The organism is Paenibacillus sp. FSL H8-0332 (genome assembly GCF_037963835.1).
GTDB classification, from domain to species: domain Bacteria; phylum Bacillota; class Bacilli; order Paenibacillales; family Paenibacillaceae; genus Paenibacillus_AQ; species Paenibacillus_AQ rhizoplanae.
In genome coordinates, this window is sequence record NZ_CP150145.1 from 587007 (window position 1) to 605704 (window position 18698).

The 18698-nt window shown below is 51.7% G+C and carries 12 protein-coding genes, 13 tRNA genes and 3 rRNA genes; 23 read left to right on the top strand and 5 right to left on the bottom strand.

Annotated features, from left to right (window positions below; genetic code table 11):
- Positions 1 to 21: 21 nt before the first annotated feature.
- Positions 22 to 1218: a nucleotidyltransferase family protein gene (locus NST43_RS02500; RefSeq protein WP_339222360.1), complete on the bottom strand. Its 1197-nt coding sequence runs from the start codon at positions 1216 to 1218 to the stop codon at positions 22 to 24.
- A gap of 204 nt (positions 1219 to 1422) precedes the next feature.
- Between NST43_RS02500 and NST43_RS02505 the strand changes: the two genes are divergently transcribed.
- Positions 1423 to 2124 (top strand): DUF554 domain-containing protein, encoded by a 702-nt coding sequence (locus NST43_RS02505; RefSeq protein ID WP_209991918.1) that lies wholly within the window; start codon positions 1423 to 1425, stop codon positions 2122 to 2124.
- Here NST43_RS02505 and NST43_RS02510 read toward each other — a convergent pair.
- Positions 2121 to 3083 (bottom strand): NADP-dependent oxidoreductase, encoded by a 963-nt coding sequence (locus NST43_RS02510; RefSeq protein ID WP_339222362.1) that lies wholly within the window; start codon positions 3081 to 3083, stop codon positions 2121 to 2123. The two genes, NST43_RS02505 and NST43_RS02510, sit on opposite strands and share 4 nt — an antisense overlap.
- A gap of 201 nt (positions 3084 to 3284) precedes the next feature.
- On the opposite strand from NST43_RS02510, the gene NST43_RS02515 reads away from it, so the two are divergent.
- Both NST43_RS02515 and NST43_RS02520 read left to right on the top strand, forming a co-directional pair.
- Positions 3285 to 3725 carry a HEAT repeat domain-containing protein gene (locus NST43_RS02515; RefSeq protein ID WP_076161608.1) on the top strand — a complete coding sequence of 147 codons (441 nt, stop codon included), beginning with the start codon at positions 3285 to 3287 and terminating at the stop codon, positions 3723 to 3725.
- An 83-nt stretch (positions 3726 to 3808) separates the two neighbouring features.
- Positions 3809 to 4399, top strand: coding sequence for a hypothetical protein (locus tag NST43_RS02520; protein ID WP_339222365.1), 591 nt, complete (start codon positions 3809 to 3811; stop codon positions 4397 to 4399).
- A gap of 136 nt (positions 4400 to 4535) precedes the next feature.
- Here the strand turns inward: NST43_RS02520 and NST43_RS02525 are convergent, their stop codons facing one another.
- Positions 4536 to 6074: an AMP-binding protein gene (locus tag NST43_RS02525; protein WP_339225319.1), complete on the bottom strand. Its 1539-nt coding sequence runs from the start codon at positions 6072 to 6074 to the stop codon at positions 4536 to 4538.
- A gap of 281 nt (positions 6075 to 6355) precedes the next feature.
- Here NST43_RS02525 and NST43_RS02530 point away from each other — a divergent pair, with 281 nt between their 5' ends.
- Together NST43_RS02530 and NST43_RS02535 are read left to right on the top strand one after the other, a co-directional pair.
- Positions 6356 to 6913, top strand: coding sequence for a GNAT family N-acetyltransferase (locus NST43_RS02530; RefSeq protein ID WP_209991914.1), 558 nt, complete (start codon positions 6356 to 6358; stop codon positions 6911 to 6913).
- Positions 6914 to 7020: 107 nt separating this feature from the next.
- Entirely contained in the window at positions 7021 to 7737 is a 717-nt protein-coding gene (locus NST43_RS02535) for a hypothetical protein (protein WP_209991913.1), read from the top strand.
- 129 nt (positions 7738 to 7866) lie between these two features.
- Here the strand turns inward: NST43_RS02535 and NST43_RS02540 are convergent, their stop codons facing one another.
- The gene (locus NST43_RS02540) at positions 7867 to 7992 is read right to left on the bottom strand and encodes a DUF4023 family protein (RefSeq protein WP_209991912.1); all 126 of its coding nucleotides are present in this window, start codon (positions 7990 to 7992) and stop codon (positions 7867 to 7869) included.
- Positions 7993 to 8391: 399 nt separating this feature from the next.
- Between NST43_RS02540 and NST43_RS02545 the strand changes: the two genes are divergently transcribed.
- From NST43_RS02545 to NST43_RS02630, 18 genes are all read left to right on the top strand, one after another.
- Positions 8392 to 9950: ribosomal RNA gene (locus NST43_RS02545) — 16S ribosomal RNA — on the top strand.
- Positions 9951 to 10219: 269 nt separating this feature from the next.
- Positions 10220 to 13148 (top strand): 23S ribosomal RNA (locus NST43_RS02550).
- Positions 13149 to 13225: 77 nt separating this feature from the next.
- Positions 13226 to 13342 (top strand): 5S ribosomal RNA (gene rrf / locus NST43_RS02555).
- The 16S, 23S and 5S rRNA genes sit together here with 13 tRNA genes alongside, the layout of an rRNA operon.
- A 51-nt stretch (positions 13343 to 13393) precedes the next feature.
- Positions 13394 to 13469 (top strand) — tRNA-Asn (locus NST43_RS02560).
- Between the two features lie 3 nt (positions 13470 to 13472).
- Positions 13473 to 13562 (top strand) — tRNA-Ser (locus tag NST43_RS02565).
- A 145-nt stretch (positions 13563 to 13707) separates the two neighbouring features.
- A tRNA-Glu gene (locus tag NST43_RS02570) sits at positions 13708 to 13779 on the top strand.
- A gap of 5 nt (positions 13780 to 13784) precedes the next feature.
- Positions 13785 to 13860 (top strand) — tRNA-Val (locus tag NST43_RS02575).
- 33 nt (positions 13861 to 13893) lie between these two features.
- A tRNA-Met gene (locus tag NST43_RS02580) sits at positions 13894 to 13967 on the top strand.
- Positions 13968 to 13976: 9 nt separating this feature from the next.
- Positions 13977 to 14054, top strand: a tRNA-Asp gene (locus NST43_RS02585).
- Positions 14055 to 14155: 101 nt separating this feature from the next.
- A tRNA-Gln gene (locus NST43_RS02590) sits at positions 14156 to 14230 on the top strand.
- Between the two features lie 26 nt (positions 14231 to 14256).
- Positions 14257 to 14332, top strand: a tRNA-Lys gene (locus NST43_RS02595).
- Positions 14333 to 14348: 16 nt separating this feature from the next.
- Positions 14349 to 14432: transfer RNA gene (locus NST43_RS02600), tRNA-Leu, on the top strand.
- A 7-nt stretch (positions 14433 to 14439) separates the two neighbouring features.
- Positions 14440 to 14514: transfer RNA gene (locus NST43_RS02605), tRNA-Gly, on the top strand.
- Between the two features lie 10 nt (positions 14515 to 14524).
- A tRNA-Arg gene (locus NST43_RS02610) sits at positions 14525 to 14601 on the top strand.
- A 32-nt stretch (positions 14602 to 14633) separates the two neighbouring features.
- Positions 14634 to 14707: transfer RNA gene (locus tag NST43_RS02615), tRNA-Pro, on the top strand.
- 17 nt (positions 14708 to 14724) lie between these two features.
- Positions 14725 to 14795, top strand: a tRNA-Gly gene (locus NST43_RS02620).
- 201 nt (positions 14796 to 14996) lie between these two features.
- On the top strand, positions 14997 to 15950 hold the full coding sequence (locus NST43_RS02625) for a WYL domain-containing protein (protein ID WP_339222367.1): 954 nt from the start codon (positions 14997 to 14999) through the stop codon (positions 15948 to 15950).
- Between the two features lie 175 nt (positions 15951 to 16125).
- Positions 16126 to 16968 (top strand): DNA-binding protein, encoded by an 843-nt coding sequence (locus NST43_RS02630; RefSeq protein ID WP_339222369.1) that lies wholly within the window; start codon positions 16126 to 16128, stop codon positions 16966 to 16968.
- A 193-nt stretch (positions 16969 to 17161) separates the two neighbouring features.
- Here NST43_RS02630 and katA read toward each other — a convergent pair whose 3' ends face one another.
- On the bottom strand, positions 17162 to 18616 hold the full coding sequence (gene katA, locus NST43_RS02635; protein WP_339222370.1) for a catalase KatA: 1455 nt from the start codon (positions 18614 to 18616) through the stop codon (positions 17162 to 17164).
- Between the last annotated feature and the right edge of the window lie 82 nt (positions 18617 to 18698).

An 18698-nucleotide genomic window follows, 5' to 3' on the forward strand; every position in this document is an offset into this window, starting at 1 on the left:
TGTGTGCAGTGGTGGGCCCCGCTAATTCCCCTTCTCCGCACCCGTCACCTTCCGCCAGCTCCACAGCAAAGGCCGCAGCGGGAAATACAAGAAATGCAGCATCCTTGGCAGCGGCAGCGTTTTGGCATCCGCAGCATAAGGGTACAGGAAGCTGGCGGAACGGAGCATCCGGCTTCGGGTGGATAGAATGCTTGGCAGATACCGCTTGAAATGCTGCTCCACCTCCGGCTCCAGCGGTGGGGTATTCAAATTCACGATCCGAGGGAGATAGAACAGAATGTCCTGCGCCAGCCTGCGGGCCTTGGGGCTGTCCATCAGAGGGGCGAGGCTGGTATCGACCGGCGTCTCCAGCAGCTCTCTGGCCAGAATCAGCGTCTGTCCTCCTATGGCGTTGTGATCATAGCGCTGTAGTAAGCGGACCAGCTTGGCGGAATCGGGCGGCTGCTGTCCCATTAGCAGCATCTTGATGTCCTGCAGCCATCTCAGCCGGGACCAGGCATGTCTGGCACCGTGTACAGCCAGGAACATGAACAGATCCTCCGGCCCCAGATAGCGGACATTCTGGCCGAAGGTGCTGCTGGTCCGCGAGTGACGCCAGAGCTCGTCGAACGCAGGCTCTTTGGCAGGCCCCGGTCCCAGCCGCCAGTGCAGCTCCAGGTTGACATTACTGACAGGATGCACGAACGTCGAATGATGCTCCCGCCATTTCCAGTCCCCAAGCAGGCTCTCGAACTTGTCCTCCTTCTCATAGCCCAGCCGGATCAGCAGGGTTTCGGCATCCTCCAGCTGTTCCATCGGCACCAGGAAGTCGAGATCCCGGGAGGTGCGCTGCGACAGGTCTCCGTACAGCTCCTGCCCAAGCACCGGCCCTTTGAGGAACAGGCAGCGGATATTCAGCTCGGCCAGCTGGCCCGCGATATTGCTCATTTCACCGCTAAGCTGGAGCATCTGCACCGTATTCCTGCGGTATTGCCATTTTAGCTGCTCCAGAACCTCAGAAGGGACCACCTTCTCTTCCATCTTGCTGAGCCTGGAATAGAGGTAGGGATAGACCCTATGCTGCCGGTTCAGCTCCACGAATAAGTCCCAGTTCACCTCTGTGAACAACTGTGGATGCTTCCGCGCCGTCTCATCTGGATTTCCGGAGTTCAGTAGTGCAAGAATAAGGTGTACTTCCTTGGTTAAGCTTGCCTGATTAAGGATCTTCCGGTCAGTCATAGAGACGCTCCTTGCCTGATTTGTTCTATTAAAAGAACGATATTAGTGAGCGTACCATCGCTAACCGAAATTTGTCAATTTTTCGCCGGTGCGCCTCGGAACCTGTCATTCCTGTCAGTAGAGAATAGTCTTGACTCCACAGTGACGGCTGCCCTTATAATGCAGATTAAGAGTGAAATGAATCGACAGGAGAGTTGCTGAGGAATGGTACTGCTCGGAGCAATCGTGAATGGAATAGCAATTATTGCCGGAACTCTGCTGGGCAAGCTGCTGGAGCGGATACCCGAGAGTATGAAGAACACCGTGATGCAAGCGATTGGGCTGGCGCTTATGCTGCTCGGGGTGCAGATGGGCCTGAAAAGCGGGAATTTCCTCATCGTCATCCTAGGTCTAGTGATCGGCGCTGTAGCCGGGGAGTGGATCAACATTGAAGACAAATTCACCCGCGCGGGCGATTGGCTGGAGCGCAGAGTAGGCGCAGGCGGGCGGGGAAGCATCTCGCTGGGCTTTGTCACGGCAAGCCTGGTGTTTGTTGTAGGGGCCATGGCTATTCTAGGCGCGCTGGACAGCGGCATCAAAGGCAATCATGAGATCCTCTACGCCAAATCCATCATGGACGGCTTCATTGCCATGATTCTGACTTCAACGCTGGGTATTGGTGTGATGTTCTCGGCCATTCCGGTTGTTCTGTATCAAGGGGCCATCGCTTTACTGGCTACACAGATTACCCGGTTTGTGCCTGATGCACTGCTGAACGACTGTATTGCAGAGATGACTGCTACAGGCGGGGTGATGATTATCGGCATCGGGCTGAACCTGCTCGGGATCACCAAGATCAAGGTAGCTAACCTGCTGCCCGGTATTCTGGTGGCTGTGCTGCTGGTCGTGCTGGTACATAACTTTTAACTGAATTGTTGCTTTTCAATTATCGTAATAGCAATAACACCCCGCGCCTTCCCGCTTGCGCTGAGCGTATGTGCAGTGCGCAGCCCTTCTTCACTCAGCGGAAAAGAACCGCCGATCAGCGCCTGGAGCTTCCCTCCAGCCGTCAGCCGGGCCAGCTCGCTCAACTGGTAAGGATCAGCGGCCGGAGTCAGATAAGCTGCTGTAACTCCTTGCTGTGCTGCCAAGGCTGGGTCGGGCTGTTCAGCAGTGGAGATCAGCCTTCCGCCCGGAGCCAGTACCGCGAAGCTTCTGCTTAACACACTGCCTCCTGCGGTATCGATCACCACATCGATGCTCTGGCCCAGAATCGCGGCAAAATCCTGCCCGCCGCTGTTAATCGCCTGATCGGCCCCGAGGCCCCAGGCAACATCCAGCTCATCATCGTCGCTGACGGTAGTAATCACCGTGGCGCCCCGGAGCTTGGCCAGCTGTACCGCGAAGCTGCCCGTTCCGCCTGTACCGTCCTGCACCAGCACGCGGTCCCGGCTGGAGACCTTGGCGGCAGCCAGCGCCTGCCAGGCGGCAAGTCCGGCAGCGGGTAACACCCCAGCTGCTGCGAAGGATAACCCCGGGGGCTTAAGCGCAAGCTCATCCTCCTTGGCCAACGTATATTCTGCGTAACCTCCGCTCTCACCGGCGGACTTCAGACCGAATACCTCGTCGCCAGCCTTGAAGCGGCTCACCCTTGCGCCGGTGTCCGCAACGATTCCGGCTACAACAACGCCTGGAATGAATGGACAGGCAGCAGGGCGTTCCACGCCGGCAATCCGAGCTTCATCCAGTATGCTGCAATCTGCCGGATGAACAGAGGTCGCATACATCTCAATCAGCACCTCATGCTCACCCGGAACAGGCAGGGGAAGCTCTATCTCCGTTAGATCCCCGTGTGCTCCGGGCATATGTATAGCAATGGCTTTCATCTATAGTGGGCCTCCTGTATCTACTGGCGGATGATTTGGTACATACTATACTCATACGGCTTCTGTTAGTCAAAATCCGTCCTCCAAGTCTTTTTCCATGAATGTTTGGACAAAAGATTGAAATCAAGCAGCGCAGTACGGTAGAATTGCACTAGGTAACGTTCTATATATCAGATTTAACCAAGAAGGGGATTGTAACGCTTGAATAATGAAGAAGTAATCCAAGAGCTGCCCGAGAACTATGACGAACTGAAGAAAGCCGCCGGCCGTTCCGCAGACTGGAGAGCGCGTCTTGAAGCGGTAGAAGAGCTGGGCCGCTACAACCACAAACAAATTATCGATATCCTTAATCGCCTGATGATCAGCGATCCTGTATATACCGTGCAAGAAGCCGCATATAACAAGCTGGTGGCTTTCGGCGAAGAGGTCAAGGTTCCATCGAAGAACAAAGCCGAACTGTTCAAAGGGTTGTCCAAGATTATTCTGCGGATTAAGAAGAGCCTGCCCAAGGACCATACCTACGAAGAGTTCAAAGAGAAGCTGAAGAAGATGCGGGTTGATATCTATGATGCCTATGAAGGCGAGAAGGGCGCTGATTTCGATCAGTGGCTGGAGAAGATGTGGGCTTCGGCTGCCAAGTAACCAATCTCAAATAACATAGCAAATTAGCATGGCAGAACCAAGCGGAGAGATAGGGGCGTACCTTATCGCTCCGCTATATTTTTGTGAGAAAGGATGATTATATGCTTACCGGTACATTTCAGGAATTCCTTAAGCTGTCCACGCAGCTGCGTCCCGGGTACACCGCCAGTCTGGGGAAGGCTCCGGCAGGTGGCAGTGATGCGATATTAGAATTTACACCCGAAGTTCCTGTGCTTCTGCGGGCGGTCTATGATACCGTTCTTGGAACAGGCGGCGCCGAGGAAGATCCCAGTCTGCTGGAGTTCATTCCGGGCTACCGGCTGATTCATATCGGGGAATACGGCCATGAAGTGAAGATACTGTCAGGGATTCTGCAGGAGAAGGGATACACCGGCGGTGGAATCGTGTTGCCGTTGCTGACGAACTATGGGAGTGATTTCATTTGCTACTACCGCTCTGAAGAAGGGGTGGAACGGATCTGCGATCTGCTGCACGACTACGGCGATTTGGTGGTGATGTATGATTCACCGGAGAAGTTCCTGGAGACGCTGTGTGAATTCTATAAGCAGGAGGTCTATTTCCTGGATGAGGAAGGCTACCTGGACTGCGATCTGGTAAAAGAAGGCGAAGTAGGCGCGGCGCTCAACCCGGATGCGGAGTATTGGTCCGAGTAAGGAACGCACTGCACGCTTAGGCGTCCAAACACACAAAAATCCCCGTCCTGCATCACTGTAGGAACGGGGATTTTATAGTTTCGGCTGGCAATATAGCTGCCTGATTTGCTGCCCTCCCAGGACAGATTAGCATTTGCTACAGATTAGCGCGCTTCTCCTGCTCACGCAGCTCGATTCTGCGGATTTTTCCGGAGGTAGTCTTCGGCAGATCCGTAATATATTCGATTTTGCGCGGATACTTGTAGGGTGCGGTCTGCTCCTTGACATGAGCTTGCAGCTCTTTGGTCAGCTCCGGTGTTCCGGCATGGCCGTCTTTGAGTACGATAAAAGCCTTGACGACCGACCCGCGGATCTCATCCGGGCTTGCGACTACGGCACATTCCTTAACGAGGGTATGCTTCATCAGCGCCTCTTCCACCTCGAACGGCCCGATCGTGTAGCCCGAGCTGATGATGATGTCATCGCCGCGCCCCTCGAACCAGAAATAGCCATCCTCATCCTTGCGCGCCCGGTCGCCGGTTACGAAATACTCTCCATGTGAGCAGTTCGCTTTGCGCTCGGGATCTTTATAGTAGTTCTGGAACAGCGCGGGCATGCTCAGATGTACGGCGATATCGCCGACCATTCCGGCAGGCAGCGGATGTCCAGCCTCGTCGATCACCTCGACAATGCCGGGAGCAATCGATTTACCCATGGAGCCGACCCGGATCGGTTCATCCTTCAGTGCTGCGATGATGAGTGTGCTCTCTGTTTGTCCATAGCCGTCACGGATTGTAATATTAAAGTGTTGCTGGAATGTATGAATGACTTCCTGATTCAGCGGTTCACCGGCGGATACGGCGCAGCGCAGATTGGACAGATCGTATTCTGCCAGACCTTCCGTCTTCGCCATCAGGCGATATTCCGTCGGTGTGCAGCATAATACCTGAATCTTCTCATCCTGGAGTAATTGCAGGTAGCGTTCCGGATGGAAGGCTCCGTTATAGACAAAGCCAGTTGCCCCGTTGCCGAGTACCGTCAGGAATGGACTCCAGATCCACTTCTGCCAGCCCGGTGCGGCTGTAGCCCAGACCGTATCTGATTCACGGATATCGAACCAGAGGGAGGAAGTGATCCGCAGATGGGCATATCCCCAGCCGTGCGTGTGAACTACTGCTTTCGGATTGCCGGTGGTTCCGGAGGTATAGGCCAGAATAGCAATATCATCGCGGCGGCTGGCAACCGTAGGGTAAGCATCAGCTTGTCCTTCCATTAGACTCTCCAGGTCAATCCAGCCTTCTTCAGGCTCAGCTTCACCGCTGGAGACGGACAGGCGGTAGTCCAGTGCGGGCAGGTCGTCGGAGATTTTGTTGACTTCCCCGGTAACCTCAGACCAGACAATAACAGCCCGCGCTTCGGAATGGCGCAGCCGGTACGACAGATCCTTCGCCCGCAGCATTTCGGACGAAGGGATAACAGCCAGTCCCAGCTTCAGGCAGGCCAGGTAAATCGCGTAGGCGATAATCCGGCGGGGCACCATGACCAGGACGCGGTCGCCTTGCGTAAGTCCCAGTCCGGCCAGCCCGCCGGCGAGACGGTTAGCCTGAGCCATGAGCGCACCATAAGTGATTTGCTCCAGGCTCCCATTTTCATGTAACCATTTAATTGCAATCTTATCTTCAGGATGCTGCTCCATTTCCGAAGTGAGATTGTAGAATTCAGGTGCGATCCAACGTTGATTATCCAAATGAACCTCTCCTATATAAGTGTGATGATGTATCTGTTGACTACAGTATAGCATGTTCTCCTAGTACCAGATGCTAATTGGCCCCTAGGACACCGGAGAATGTTCTGTGACAGTCTTTATTTTGAAGTATCTTGATGCGTACAGAATCCCTGAAGGTATTTTTAACCGGATAAGGGAACCATACATTAGAGCCCTTCACGCAGCGAAGCGGCAGAAAGCAGGCAGCGGCCATGGACGAGCACACAGTGATCAATGAGACAGCCATTAATGAAGCAAGCATTAGTGAAACGGAATTCAATGAGATATTCGCTATAATGGAAGCTTCTTTTCCGGTAAGTGAGATTAGAACCCGCAGCGGGCAGCAGGCTTTGCTGGATCATCCCAACTATCATCTCTATTCCAGCAAGGATACGGAGGGGCACATACTGGCTTTTTTGGCGGCATGGGAGTTACCTGAACTGCGGTTCATCGAGCATATTGCCGTGAATCCCCAGCGCCGGAGCGGAGGGATCGGCCGCAAGCTGATGAGCAGCTACCTTATGCGTTCGGACAAGCCGGTGCTGCTTGAGGTAGAGCCGCCGGACGGGGAATTGGAGCAGAGAAGAATCGGATTCTATGAGCGGCTGGGCTTTTACCTGAATCCCTATGACTATATGCAGCCGCCGCTGCGTACGGGGCAAGCCGATCTTCCACTGCGCATTATGACCTACCCGGAGCCGGTGACGATGAAGGAGTTCCTCCATTTCAGAGATGTTTTGTACACAGAGGTGTATGGGGTGAGCATTTGAATTACTTCTTTACAATCCGGATACAAGTTAGAAACAAGTTAATGGTTTAATAAGTCTATAGCAAGGAACACACACAACAACAACACACCTAAGGGAGACGATATTCAATGAAAAGCAAAAAAATGATCATAGCAACGATGGTATTCGGAATGGCCGTTACAGGTTCAGCAGGGGTCTACGCAGGAACGAATATGCAGAAGATCAGCGCCTATCTTAACCATAGCATCGGGTTCAAGGTTAACGGAGCAGCCTACACCCCGGTTGATAACAACGGTAAAACGATGGCGCCCATCACTTATAAGGATACAACGTATCTTCCGGTCCGGGCGATGGCAGATGCACTGAAGGTGCCGGTGACATTCAATGCCTCCACGAATGAGGTTATCCTTGGGACTGGAACAGGGAGCACAACGCCGGATAATGGTTCAGCTGTGAAGCTGACGGCGGTTCAATACACTGCAGCGCAGAAAGAACAGATTATCAAGGCTTTTGCCAACTACGAGGGGTTTGAGACTGCATATGCCCCGACACAGATGGTCAGTGGAGATGCCTTCCAGAAGGTTGCGGGCGGCGATGACGGGGTAAGCTTCCTGTTCAATAAAATGCGTGTGAATGTCTCTCCGCGTGACTATTCCAATGGTTATGACGGCAGCACAGTTAAGCTCTCCAATGGAACTGAGGCGAAATGGTACACCCCTTCGGATACGCCGATGCTGACCTTCAAGCTGGCAGACCGTTTTGTAACCATCAGCTCCGCGGATAAATCACTTAGCAAAGCGCAAATCGAGAAAGTGGCTGTAGGCGTAACGAAAATGAGCAAATAATTACTGCTGCTTCTATAGAATAGAATGCAAAAGGGATGTCCGCAGAGCCGTAACTGGCCGCGCAGACATCCCTGTTTTGTTTTAAAAAAGTCGGCAAAGCCGTTTCCGCTTGTGGCGTGCTTGTTGCTGTTATTTGTTAGAGCTATGCTGTTTATTGGCCAGCCGTGAGCCAGGGGTGCCTTTACCCCGCTTTCTGTTCTTTAGCGCTTTACGCTGGTTCTCCTGGAACTTCTCCACGAATTCATGAGTGTCCACAACAATCCCCCTACAAGGTTAGATAACGTATGCTTGTGGCTTCCATAGCTTACGTTTAGATATTCGGTTATTCTGTCCAGTTACAGCTAATCTCATTCGAAGATAATTGTTATAAAATAATGCTTGCAATGAATCTCTAACCATGATATATTCTATTTCTGGCCGCGAAACATCAACGGTTTGCTCGAAAAGAAGTTGAAAAAAGAGCTTGCATTGATCGACTGGATGTGATATATTATAAGAGTTGCTGGTGACGAAGTAATCGTCGCTGACAACGAGCTTGATCTTTGAAAACTGAACAACGAGTGAGTATCGGAAATCGCTTCGGCGAGATCCAAAAATGAGAATGAAAATTCTCGTCAGATGTTTCAAAATGAGCAATCGCTCTTTCTAAATACCAATTTGGAGAGTTTGATCCTGGCTCAGGACGAACGCTGGCGGCATGCCTAATACATGCAAGTCGAGCGGAGTTATGATGGAGCTTGCTCCTGATTAACTTAGCGGCGGACGGGTGAGTAACACGTAGGCAACCTGCCCTCAAGACTGGGATAACTACCGGAAACGGTAGCTAATACCGGATAATTTCTTTCCTCTCCTGAAGAGAGAATGAAAGGCGGAGCAATCTGCTGCTTGGGGATGGGCCTGCGGCGCATTAGCTAGTTGGTGGGGTAACGGCTCACCAAGGCGACGATGCGTAGCCGACCTGAGAGGGTGAACGGCCACACTGGGACTGAGACACGGCCCAGACTCCTACGGGAGGCAGCAGTAGGGAATCTTCCGCAATGGGCGCAAGCCTGACGGAGCAATGCCGCGTGAGTGATGAAGGTTTTCGGATCGTAAAGCTCTGTTGCCAGGGAAGAACGTCCGGTAGAGTAACTGCTACCGGAGTGACGGTACCTGAGAAGAAAGCCCCGGCTAACTACGTGCCAGCAGCCGCGGTAATACGTAGGGGGCAAGCGTTGTCCGGAATTATTGGGCGTAAAGCGCGCGCAGGCGGTCATTTAAGTCTGGTGTTTAAACCTTGGGCTCAACCTGAGGTCGCACTGGAAACTGGGTGACTTGAGTACAGAAGAGGAAAGTGGAATTCCACGTGTAGCGGTGAAATGCGTAGATATGTGGAGGAACACCAGTGGCGAAGGCGACTTTCTGGGCTGTAACTGACGCTGAGGCGCGAAAGCGTGGGGAGCAAACAGGATTAGATACCCTGGTAGTCCACGCCGTAAACGATGAGTGCTAGGTGTTAGGGGTTTCGATACCCTTGGTGCCGAAGTTAACACAGTAAGCACTCCGCCTGGGGAGTACGGTCGCAAGACTGAAACTCAAAGGAATTGACGGGGACCCGCACAAGCAGTGGAGTATGTGGTTTAATTCGAAGCAACGCGAAGAACCTTACCAGGTCTTGACATCCAACTAACGAAGCAGAGATGCATCAGGTGCCCTTCGGGGAAAGTTGAGACAGGTGGTGCATGGTTGTCGTCAGCTCGTGTCGTGAGATGTTGGGTTAAGTCCCGCAACGAGCGCAACCCTTGACTTTAGTTGCCAGCAGGTTGAGCTGGGCACTCTAGAGTGACTGCCGGTGACAAACCGGAGGAAGGTGGGGATGACGTCAAATCATCATGCCCCTTATGACCTGGGCTACACACGTACTACAATGGCCGGTACAACGGGAAGCGAAGCCGCGAGGTGGAGCCAATCCCAGCAAAGCCGGTCTCAGTTCGGATTGCAGGCTGCAACTCGCCTGCATGAAGTCGGAATTGCTAGTAATCGCGGATCAGCATGCCGCGGTGAATACGTTCCCGGGTCTTGTACACACCGCCCGTCACACCACGAGAGTTTACAACACCCGAAGTCGGTGGGGTAACCCGCAAGGGAGCCAGCCGCCGAAGGTGGGGTAGATGATTGGGGTGAAGTCGTAACAAGGTAGCCGTATCGGAAGGTGCGGCTGGATCACCTCCTTTCTATGGAGAATCGTTTCCTGCAACGGAAACATTCAAATCGGAAGCTAAAGCTTCCACAATAGAACCCTTGGGTTCGAATACTCACTCGTTGGTCAGTTTTGAGAGTTTAAGCTCTCATCTTTAACTTTGATCCTTGAAAACTGGATACCGAAATGAATTTGCGTTTTAGAACATTCCTTTAAGCTGAACTTGTGTAAACAAGTTTCAATATTTTAGTGATGCTAAGCGAAGGTTTTCGATTGTGCAAACAAGCGAAACGCCGGAGCATTGGTTAAGCTACTAAGAGCACACGGAGGATGCCTAGGCGCCAGGAGCCGACGAAGGACGTGGCGAACAACGAAACTGCCTCGGGGAGCTGTAAGCAAGCTTTGATCCGGGGGTGTCCGAATGGGGAAACCCAGCTGTGGTAATTCGCAGTTACTCGTATCTGAATACATAGGATACGCAGAGGCAGACCAGGGGAACTGAAACATCTAAGTACCCTGAGGAAGAGAAAACAATAGTGATTCCGTCAGTAGCGGCGAGCGAACGCGGAACAGCCTAAACCAAGGGGCTTGCCTCTTGGGGTTGTGGGACGTCTCACATGGAGTTACAAAGGAAGATGGTAGGCGAAGAGGTCTGGAAAGGCCCGCGATAGAGGTAAAAGCCCTGTAGCCTAAACTGTGTTCTCTCCGAGACGGATCCCGAGTAGTGCGGGGCACGTGAAACCCCGTATGAATCCAGCAGGACCATCTGCTAAGGCTAAATACTACCTGGCGACCGATAGTGAAACAGTACCGTGAGGGAAAGGTGAAAAGCACCCCGGAAGGGGAGTGAAATAGAACCTGAAACCGTGTGCTTACAAAAAGTCAGAGCCCTTTCTATGGGTGATGGCGTGCCTTTTGTAGAATGAACCGGCGAGTTACGTTTAACATGCAAGGTTAAGGTGAGAAGCCGGAGCCGCAGCGAAAGCGAGTCTGAATAGGGCGACTGAGTATGTGGACGTAGACCCGAAACCGTGTGATCTACCCCTGTCCAGGGTGAAGGTGCGGTAACACGCACTGGAGGCCCGAACCCACGCATGTTGAAAAATGCGGGGATGAGGTGGGGGTAGCGGAGAAATTCCAATCGAACTCGGAGATAGCTGGTTCTCCCCGAAATAGCTTTAGGGCTAGCCTCGGTGAATGGAGTCGTGGAGGTAGAGCACTGATTGGGTGCGGGGCCCGCAAGGGTTACCAAGCTCAGTCAAACTCCGAATGCCATGTACTTCTTGCCGGGAGTCAGACAGTGAGTGCTAAGATCCATTGTCAAAAGGGAAACAGCCCAGACCATCAGCTAAGGTCCCCAAGTGTGTGTTAAGTGGGAAAGGATGTGGAGTTGCACAGACAACCAGGATGTTGGCTTAGAAGCAGCCACCATTGAAAGAGTGCGTAATAGCTCACTGGTCGAGTGACTCTGCGCCGAAAATGTAACGGGGCTAAACACACCACCGAAGCTATGGCTAGATGCTTTGCATCTGGGGTAGGGGAGCGTTGTATGTAGGTTGAAGGTGTACCGTAAGGAGCGCTGGACAGCATACAAGTGAGAATGCCGGTATGAGTAACGAAAAGATCAGTGAGAATCTGATCCGCCGAAAGCCCAAGGTTTCCTGAGGAAGGCTCGTCCGCTCAGGGTAAGTCGGGACCTAAGGCGAGGCCGAAAGGCGTAGTCGAAGGACAACAGTTTGAAATTACTGTACCACCGTAATCCGCTATGAGCGATGGGGTGACGCAGGAGGGTAGTGACGCGGACTGATGGATATGTCCGTCTAAGCAGTGAGGCTGGTGTGTAGGCAAATCCGCACACTACTAAGGCCAGGCTGTGATGGGGAGCGAAAATTACAGTAGCGAAGGTCATGATCTCACACTGCCAAGAAAAGCCTCTAGCCAGGAGAAGGTGCCCGTACCGCAAACCGACACAGGTAGGCGAGAAGAGAATTCTAAGGCGCGCGGAAGAACTCTCGTTAAGGAACTCGGCAAAATGACCTCGTAACTTCGGGAGAAGAGGTGCCTCGGTAGGGTGAATAGCCCGAGGGGGCCGCAGTGAAAAGGCCCAAGCGACTGTTTAGCAAAAACACAGGTCTGTGCGAAGCCGTAAGGCGAAGTATACGGGCTGACGCCTGCCCGGTGCTGGAAGGTTAAGGGGAGTGGTTAGGGGCAACCCGAAGCTGTGAACCGAAGCCCCAGTAAACGGCGGCCGTAACTATAACGGTCCTAAGGTAGCGAAATTCCTTGTCAGGTAAATTCTGACCCGCACGAATGGCGTAACGACTTGGGCGCTGTCTCAACGAGAGATCCGGTGAAATTTTAATACCTGTGAAGATGCAGGTTACCCGCGACAAGACGGAAAGACCCCATGGAGCTTTACTGCAGCTTGATATTGAATTTGGGTACGATCTGTACAGGATAGGTGGGAGCCGTTGAGGCAGGAGCGCAAGCTTCTGCGGAGGCGCCGTTGGGATACCACCCTGATCGTATCTAGGTTCTAACCTAGTGCCCTTACCGGGTACGGGGACCGTGTCAGGCGGGCAGTTTGACTGGGGCGGTCGCCTCCTAAAGAGTAACGGAGGCGTTCAAAGGTTCCCTCAGAATGGTTGGAAATCATTCGCAGAGTGCAAAGGCATAAGGGAGCTTGACTGCGAGACCTACAAGTCGAGCAGGGACGAAAGTCGGACTTAGTGATCCGGTGGTACCGCATGGAAGGGCCATCGCTCAACGGATAAAAGCTACCCTGGGGATAACAGGCTTATCTCCCCCAAGAGTCCACATCGACGGGGAGGTTTGGCACCTCGATGTCGGCTCATCGCATCCTGGGGCTGAAGTAGGTCCCAAGGGTTGGGCTGTTCGCCCATTAAAGCGGTACGCGAGCTGGGTTCAGAACGTCGTGAGACAGTTCGGTCCCTATCTGTCGTGGGCGCAGGAAATTTGAGAGGAGCTGTCCTTAGTACGAGAGGACCGGGATGGACGTACCGCTGGTGCATCAGTTGTTCCGCCAGGAGCATGGCTGAGTAGCTACGTACGGACGGGATAAGCGCTGAAAGCATCTAAGCGTGAAGCCCCCCTCAAGATGAGATTTCCCAATTAGTAAGACCCCTTGAAGACGACGAGGTAGATAGGTTGGAGGTGGAAGTGCAGCAATGCATGGAGCTGACCAATACTAATCGGTCGAGGGCTTATCCAAATTTCTACAACGCAGATTCATTTCGGATTCAGTTTTCAGGAATCAATTTCCTGAAGCATTTACGCTGTAAATGCCCGTTTGGTGGCGATAGCGGAGGGGTTCCACACGTACCCATCCCGAACACGACCGTTAAGCCCTCCAGCGCCGATGGTACTTGGACCGAAGGGTCCTGGGAGAGTAGGACGCCGCCAAGCGGACCATCCACACACACTGTGGTATTTTTTTTGCCCGTCTTGTTTACATATTCCCTGATAGCTCAGTTGGTAGAGCACTCGACTGTTAATCGAGTTGTCACAGGTTCGAGTCCTGTTCGGGGAGCCATATGGAGAGGTGTCCGAGTTTGGCCGAAGGAGCACGATTGGAAATCGTGTAGGCGCCACAAGCGTCTCGAGGGTTCGAATCCCTCTCTCTCCGTAGCAATACTTCTTTGAAAAGGGATGAGAACCCTCAGTGGTTCGTTGGAGCATAAGCTTCGTTAGCACTACATCGCAATCTCGTAACGAAGTGAAGAGTATCCCTCTCTCTCCGTAGCAATACCTTACAAGTAATAGAACAGCGTGGCTCGTTGGTCAAGGGGTTAAGACACCTCCCTTTCACGGAGGTAACATGGGTTCGAATCCCATACGAGTCATATATGGAGGCTTAGCTCAGCTGGGAGAGCATCTGCCTTACAAGCAGAGGGTCGGGGGTTCGAACCCCTCAGCCTCCACCATCTATCTTTAACCGAATAGATTTTGTTCAATGACGCGGGGTGGAGCAGCCCGGTAGCTCGTCGGGCTCATAACCCGAAGGCCGCAGGTTCAAATCCTGCCCCCGCAATATTACTTTGGAACCGTGGTGTAGTTGGCCTAACATGCCTGCCTGTCACGCAGGAGATCGCGGGTTCGAATCCCGTCGGTTCCGCCATTTTAATGGCGTAAGGGATGAGAAATCCCTGGATTGAGCATCCTATATCTCGAAGTATAGAGTATCCCTCCGATTCCGTAGTATTTTGCTAATTATAATATTGGGGATTAGCCAAGCGGTAAGGCAACGGACTTTGACTCCGTCATTCATAGGTTCGATTCCTATATCCCCAGCCATCTATTTTCGGTTGTTTCTCTTATGAGAGCCATTAGCTCAGTTGGTAGAGCACCTGACTTTTAATCAGGGTGTCGAAGGTTCGAATCCTTCATGGCTCACCATTTTCTTGTAACGTGTGCGCGTGTGGCGGAATGGCAGACGCACCAGACTTAGGATCTGGCGTTTCACGACGTGGGGGTTCAAGTCCCTTCACGCGCACCATGTTTTTGCGGACGTGGCTCAGCGGTAGAGCATCGCCTTGCCAAGGCGAGGGTCGCGGGTTCGATTCCCGTCGTCCGCTCCATATAGATTTTGCGCCCTTAGCTCAGCTGGATAGAGCGTTTGACTACGAATCAAAAGGCCGGGAGTTCGAATCTCTCAGGGCGCACCATTTTTACTTCATGGATTCAACTTTTGTATTAACGGGATGTAGCTCAGCTTGGTAGAGCACCTGGTTTGGGACCAGGGGGTCGCATGTTCAAATCGTGTCATCCCGATATTTTATTTCACCTGTGCGGGTGTAGTTCAATGGTAGAACTTCAGCCTTCCAAGCTGATAGCGTGGGTTCGATTCCCATCACCCGCTTATATCTGTACCACCTGAGTCCGTCAGCCCTATGGGGAAGGCGGACTTTTTTTGCTATTTAGGAAATGTATTAGGGTGATGATTTTGTTGCAAGGGCCGGGATTGCAATAGTATTGGAGGGCGTTATGTTTCTATAGAACTGATATAGTATAACTATTGGATCATAGGCAACATTTACTTGGAAGCTGAGGAGCATTTGTTATGACAGACAAAGTAATACGGATTTTCAGAATCATTAACGCCATTCAGTCGAACCCCGGGATTACCGCAGCAGATTTGGCCTTTAGGTGCGAGGTGAATATTAGGACGATCTACAGGGATCTTGAGGTGATCAGTCACTTTGCTCCGGTTACAAATGAGGGGAGAGGCACGGGATACCGGTTCATGGGGAAGTTCTTTTTGTATCCGCTGGATTTCTCGGAGCAGGAGTCGCTGGCCTTCTCTCTGCTGCCTTCGGTCCTGAATAAGGATAGGATTCCGCCGGGTTTTCATTCTGCGTATGACAAGGTGATGGGTACTCATCTGAAGGAGAAATCGAGGCAGAATGGCCTGCTGGAGAATATCGCGGATATTATTCAAATGGGCACACCGGCCTACCGCAAGGAGAGCCGGAACTTCCTGCAGCCGCTCATTGGAGCGATTCTGGAGCAGCGCAGCATTCGAACGGTCTACCACTCGCAGTCACGCAACGCCACTACAGCGCGGGAGATTGATCCGTATTATCTGATCCCGCGGGATCAGCGCTTTTATCTGATTGGCTATTGCCATCTGAAGGGGGCGATTCGCACGTTCCGGATCAGCCGGTTTGAGCAGGTAGAGATGACGGCGTCCACTTTTGATAAAGGGAATTTCAATATTAAGCAATATCTGAAAAATACCTGGTCGATCAACCGGGGGACCCGGAATATCACGTTCAAGGTACGCTTCCATCCGGATGTTGCCCGTTACATTAAGGAAGAGGAGCTGTTCGTACAGCCCCGGATGAGTGAAGAAGGCGATGGAACGCTACTGTTCGAAGTCACGGTTAATAATGAGAAGGAGTTCATGAAATGGATTCTGCAATATGGCCTGAATGCGGAGATTCTGGAGCCGGAATCGGCCAGGGCGCGGTTGAAGGAGCAGCTGGGGCAATGGCTGGATGTGTATAAGCGCTAGTCGCAGATTATGATATTACATATTATGGAATAAAAATGTCGAAAAGGTTAAATTGAATAGCTCAACTAGAGAATAAAGGGTTTTTTAGAGATATATATGTCGGGAATGAATTGACCGGAGCGAAGAAGCAGAGTATTATTGGAATATAATGGAATGATAGGAGGCAAGATAGAAATTGCTGGAACTGGATGGGATGAATGAAGACTCTTTGACAGATATGCTTAAAGTTTCGTTCTCATGGGAGAACTGGACAGCAATTCTCGAGATTTCAGACAAGCTCTTTGAACTTGCAGTTCTAACCTACGGCTCCCATCAACAGGGTACAAAGAAGTATTTTTTGAAAAAAAATATAGCGTATTATCTCGGGTACAGCGCGTGCATGAAGGGGATTGCCTATCAAAAGCTCGGTAACCTGGCTGAATCAAGAAAGTGTATAGGCTTGTATTCGGATTTGAGCTGGATCACGGATGTGGATCATGAAGCTGCTGTGGAAGTGGAATACTACAAGAATATTGCGATAGCGAATACCTTCGTCATTGATCTGCTGGAAGGGAAGGTAGAAGTTCTTCCTGATTATGTTGAATTCATTCGCACAGGGGACCAGGAAGAGCTGCTTGCCTGCCTGATTACTGTGCTGGAATCTGCCATTAAGTATAACTTTTCTATCGACTGGGTACTGGATGAGTTCAATGAGCCGTTGCAGGAACTGAGCTGCAGAGCGAAGCAGGAAGACATCAGATACTACATAGACTATATGCATCTTAGTGCAATTTATTTGTATAAAAGGGAAAAAATTCATGATGCAATTAATCTGACTCTCTATATTTTGGTAATAAGTAGTAAACTTTATGATGGGACAGGCTTTAGGAAGATCGTGTCGTTTTATGAACATATCCGAAGCCATGCGACCGCAGAACAACAAGAATCTTATCAAAATATAATGAAAAATATCTTAGAGAGGGAGTTTTTAAAAGATGAAAAAGGCGATCTCGTTATTAACAGCCGTATTGTTGATTAGCACAAGCGTAGTGGTAACAACGGCAAGCGCAGGCGGTCATTTATCTGCATCCTCCGGTACTATCTCTGTTAACAATCATGGCGCTGGGCACTAATCTGAATTCTCTCTGTCTTATTATTCTGGAAATATAAGCTGCATAATAAAACAAAGAAGGGGTAAGCGATGCTTATCCCTTCTTTGCTGTGGATAGGGGTTATTCTGCTACAGACAATCCCAGTCCTTCTGCGATTCTCCGTCCAAATTCCGGATCGGCTTTGTAGAAGTGGCCAATCTGGCGAAGCTTGATCTCATCGGACTGCACTGGAGTCATGGCACCTACAATGTTGCGCACAAGCCGGGCACGTTCCTCTTCACTCAGCAGACGGTACAGGTCACCCGGCTGGGTGTAGTGATCGTCATGGTCATAAGGAACACTGTCCGCCTGGCCGGAGACTTCGAATGCAGCCGGTTTATGCTGCGGTGACTCGGTGGCTCCGCCGGAGCTGTTAGGCTCGTAATAGACGGAGCCTCCTCCGTTATTCGTAGCATTCATCGCGCCGTCGCGCTGATTATTGTTGACCTCTGCGATAGGCCGGTTAATCGGCAGGTGGTTATGGTTCGCTCCTACCCGGTAACGGTGAGCATCCCCGTACGCGAACAGGCGGCCCTGAAGCATTTTATCTGGAGAAGCTTCTATGCCTGGAACGAACGAGCCTGGGGAAAAGGTGGCCTGCTCCACTTCGGCGAAATAATTCTCAGGGTTGCGGTCCAGCATCATGCGGCCTACCTCAATCAGCGGATAATCCTTCTGCGACCACACCTTGGTGACATCAAACGGATCGAAACGGTAGGTGTCAGCATCCTCTACAGGCATGATCTGCACATGCAGCCTCCAGGCAGGGAAGTCCCCCTTATCAATAGCATTGAACAAGTCCTCCGTATGATAGTCCGGGTTGTCAGCGGCGAGCTGTGCAGCCAGTTTAATATCGAGGTTCTTGACACCTTGCTCTGTCTTGAAATGGTACTTCACCCAGACGGCTGCGCCTTCAGCATTGACCCACTTGAAGGTATGACTGCCGAAGCCGTGCATATGACGGAGGGTGGCCGGAATGCCGCGGTCAGACATCAGAATCGTCACCTGATGCAGAGACTCGGGGGAGAGGGACCAGAAGTCCCAGACCGCATTCGGGTTCTTCAAATGGGTCTGCGGATGACGTTTCTGGGTATGGATAAAGTCCGGGAACTTAATGGCATCACGGATGAAAAAGACAGGCGTGTTATTGCCGACCAGATCGTAGTTGCCTTCTTCGGTGTAGAATTTCACAGCAAAGCCGCGCGGATCGCGCACGGTGTCAGAAGACCCGGATTCTCCGGCTACGGTGGAGAAACGGATGAACATCGGGGTGCGTTTGCCGACCCCGGACAAGAAGGAAGCCTTCGTATATTGGGAGAGATCATTGGTGACTTCAAAATAACCATGGGCACCGGCGCCTTTGGCATGGACGACACGTTCAGGAACACGCTCACGGTTGAAGTGGGCCAGCTTCTCCAGCAAGTGGACATCCTGCAGCAAAGAAGGCCCGCGTGAGCCTGCTGTCATAGAATTCTGGTTGTCGCCTACAGGGGCGCCCCAGCTTGTGGTTAGCTTGTTGTTATTGTTTGTGGTCATGAACACAATCACCTCGTATAGGATTTGATTTTAGATTAAGTATAAGTATTATAATAGCAAGAATTTAAATAAAATCAATCCT